We start from the raw sequence: 3,764 nt of genomic DNA, 5'->3' as shown, positions 1-3,764 counted from the left end.
ATCGTCCTGACCGGCATGATCATCATCAACGACCGGGAGAAACGCGAGACGGCCTATCGGCTGCGCACGTTGATCGACCGCGCGCCCGGCACCCTCTACCAGCGGATCATGCGGCCGGACGGGACCATTTTCTATCGCTTCGCCTCCTTCGCCATCGACAAGCTGCTCGGCATCACCAAGGAGCAGGTGGAGCGCGACCCCGAGATCTGGCTCGGGAAGCTCATCCCCGAGGACCGAGCCCGGTTCGAGCAGTTGCGGCGGGAGCAGTACGATACCGAGACGTTCTGGCGCTTCGAGGGCCGCTACCACGCGCCCGACGGCGGCCTCGTCTGGCTGCGCAGCGAGTCGACCAAGCGGCGGCTTGCCGACGGGACTCTGATCTGGGACGGCATCCTGCTCGACATCACCGCGGAGAAGACCCTGGAAGCGCGGCGTGCCGAAATCGAAACGCTGCGCAAGAGCGCGCTCGACGAGCTTGCCGGCGATCTCGAACGCACCGTCGGGAGGGCCCTCTCCGACGTCAGCTCCTCGATGCGCGGCATGCACGATGCCGCAAGCCAGATGGTCGAGAACGCCACCAGGACGACGCTGAGCGCCGAGAGCGTGACGCGCGAGGCCGAAAGCGCCTCCCGACGCGTCGGCAATCTCGCAGTCGCGGCGGAGGAGATCGAGGCCTCGATCCGGGAACTGACCCGCCAGACGCGCCACGCCGACGAGACGGCCCGCGCCGCGGCCAGCTATGTCCGCAGCACGCGCAGCGACGTCGCAGGGCTGACGGAAGCGGCTGACAAGGTTCGTGCCGTCCTCGACTTCATCGAGGAGATCGCTGCCCGCACCAACCTGCTCGCGCTCAACGCCACGATCGAAGCCGCACGCGCCGGCGCGGCAGGGCGGGGTTTCGCGGTCGTCGCCGGAGAGGTCAAGACGCTCGCCGAGCAGACCCAGAAGGCGACCCGTGACATCGCGGAAACGCTGGCCGACATTCGCGGCGCCGCTTCGACGGCCTTCGACGCGGTGGCCCATATCGAGGGCACGATGACGGCGATCGAACAGACATCCGGCGCGATCGCCTCCGTCGTCAGCCGCCAAGCCGACATCGCATCGACCATCGCGGCCGACGCGCAGGCCGTCGCGCTCAGCGCGGGTGCCGTCACCGCCAATGTCGGCACGGTCGGCGCCGAGGCGCGCGACACCGGAGACGCCGCCGTGGGCGTGGCGGACGCCGCCCGCAAGGTCGACGAGCAGACCGAGGCTCTCGATCGCTATGTCGGCGAATTCGCCCGCAGCGTGCGCAACCGCTTCTAGCCTTCCCCGCCGGCGCCCTCGGCAAGAGTTCTGTGACGCAGTCGCCGCTTGTGATCTGCGGGCGCCGCGCCGTATGGTCAGATCCCCCCGAGGAAACGCACAAGAAAAGACGCATCGATGAACGACCGCCCGACGAACAAGAGAACGCGCCCGACCTTCACGGACCAGGAAGCCCTGCTGTTCCACTCGCAGGGGCGGCCGGGCAAGCTCGAGGTGGTGCCGACCAAGCCGATGGCGACGCAGCGCGACCTGTCGCTGGCCTATTCGCCGGGCGTCGCCGTGCCGGTGCTGGCCATCGCCGAGGATCCCTCGCGCGCCTACGACTACACGACGCGCTCCAACCTCGTCGCGGTGATCTCGAACGGCACCGCCATCCTCGGGCTCGGCAATCTCGGCGCCCTCGCCTCGAAGCCGGTGATGGAAGGCAAGTCCGTCCTGTTCAAGCGCTTCGCAGACGTCGATTCGATCGACCTCGAGGTCGACACCGAGGACCCGGAGAAGTTCATCGAGGCGGTGCGCTATCTCGGCCCGTCCTTCGGCGGCATCAATCTCGAGGACATCAAGGCTCCCGAGTGCTTCATCATCGAGCAACGCCTGCGCGAGCTGATGGACATCCCGGTCTTCCATGACGACCAGCACGGCACCGCGATCATCGCCGCCGCCGGCCTGGTCAACGCGCTCGACCTGACCGAGCGCGACATCAAGTCGACCAAGCTCGTCATCAACGGCGCCGGCGCGGCGGCCATCGCCTGCATCGAGCTGCTCAAGGCGATGGGCTTCAAGCCCGACAACGTCATCCTCTGCGACACCAAGGGCGTGATCTACCAGGGCCGCACCGAGGGCATGAACCAGTGGAAGTCGGCCCATGCCGCCGTCACCGACCGGCGCACGCTGGCGCAGGCGCTGGAAGGGGCCGACGCCTTCTTCGGGCTGTCGCAGAAGGGCGCGGTGACCAAGGAGATGGTCGCCTCGATGGCGCCGAACCCGATCATCTTCGCCATGGCCAATCCCGATCCGGAGATCACGCCGGAAGAGGTTGCCGCGGTGCGCGACGACGCGATCATGGCGACCGGCAGGTCCGACTATCCCAACCAGGTCAACAACGTCCTCGGGTTCCCGTTCATCTTCCGTGGGGCGCTCGACGTGCGCGCGACCACGATCAACATGGAGATGAAGATCGCGGCGGCGGAATCGCTGGCGATGCTCGCCCGCGAGGACGTGCCGGACGAGGTCGCCGCAGCCTATCAGGGCGCGCGCCCGCGCTATGGCAAGGAATACATCATCCCCGTCCCGTTCGATCCGCGGCTGATTCAGGTCGTTCCTGCGGCCGTGGCCAGGGCGGCGATGGAATCCGGCGTCGCCGGCAAGCCGATCGTCGACATGACGGCCTACAAGGCACAGCTTTCGGCGCGGCGCGACCCGATCGCCGGCACGCTCAACCGCATCTTCGAGCGGGTGAAGCGCTATCCGAAGCGCGTCGTCTTCGCCGAGGGCGAGGAGGAGCAGGTGATCCGCGCCGCAGCGTCCTTCGTCAACCAGGAGCTGGGCCAGGCCATCCTCGTCGGCCGCGAGGACCGCATCTACGAGACCGCGACCTTCCTCGGCGTCGATCTCGAGGCCAAGGGCATCTCGATCCAGAACGCCCGGCTCTCCCACCGCAACAGCGCCTATGCTCAATATCTCTACGAGCGGCTGCAGCGGCAGGGCTACCTCTTCCGCGATTGCCAGCGCCTGATCAACCAGGACCGCAACCACTTCGCGGCCGCGATGGTCGCGCTCGGCGACGCCGATGCGATGGTGACGGGCGTGACCCGCAACTATTCGATCGCGCTGGAAGAGGTCCGCCGCGTCATCGACGAGAAGCCGGGACACCGCGTGATCGGCGTCTCGATCGTGATCTCGCGTGACCGCACCGTCCTTGTCGCCGACACGGCCATCACCGAGATGCCCACCGCGCAGGCGCTGTCGGAGATCGCCATCGAGGCGGCCGGAGTCGGCCGCAGGCTCGGCTACGAGCCCAAGGTCGCCATGCTCGCCTTCTCGAGCTTCGGCCATCCGGCCGGGGAGCGCTCCGAGAAGGTGCGGGAGGCGGTCGCGATCCTCGACAGCCAGCGCGTCGATTTCGAGTATGACGGCGAAATGGCTGCGGACGTCGCGCTCAACCGCGAGGTCATGAGCCAGTACCCGTTCTGCCGCCTGTCCGGACCGGCGAACGTGCTGGTGATGCCCGCGTTCCACTCGGCCTCGATCTCGACCAAGCTTCTGCAGGAACTCGGCGGCGCGACCGTGATCGGCCCGCTGATCGTCGGCCTCGACAAGCCCGTGCAGATCGTGCCGCTCGGCGCCAAGGACACCGACATCGTCAACATGGCGGCGCTCGCTGCGTTCAACATCGGCGGCTGATCGCTCGCCATTCCCTGAGCCGTGCCGACCGCCCGGCTCAGGGCGCCTTCTTCCGC

General features: G+C 67.8%; 2 protein-coding genes. Both read left to right on the top strand.

Annotated elements, in window-relative coordinates; translation table 11 throughout:
* On the top strand, positions 1–1,305 hold a 1,305-nt coding region (locus tag ACIPIA_RS11995; protein ID WP_400509768.1), incomplete at its 5' end, for a methyl-accepting chemotaxis protein.
* A 117-nt stretch (positions 1,306–1,422) separates the two neighbouring features.
* Positions 1,423–3,708 carry an NADP-dependent malic enzyme gene (locus ACIPIA_RS11990; RefSeq protein WP_400509766.1) on the top strand — a complete coding sequence of 762 codons (2,286 nt, stop codon included), beginning with the start codon at positions 1,423–1,425 and terminating at the stop codon, positions 3,706–3,708.
* Positions 3,709–3,764: the final 56 nt, after the last annotated feature.

The sequence above is a fragment of the Allobosea sp. CER48 genome, assembly GCF_044752385.1.
In the GTDB taxonomy this organism is placed as follows: Bacteria; Pseudomonadota; Alphaproteobacteria; order Rhizobiales; family Beijerinckiaceae; genus Allobosea.
The sequence above is the reverse complement of the archived record's forward strand: the minus strand, read 5'-3'. Positions and strand labels throughout refer to the sequence as shown.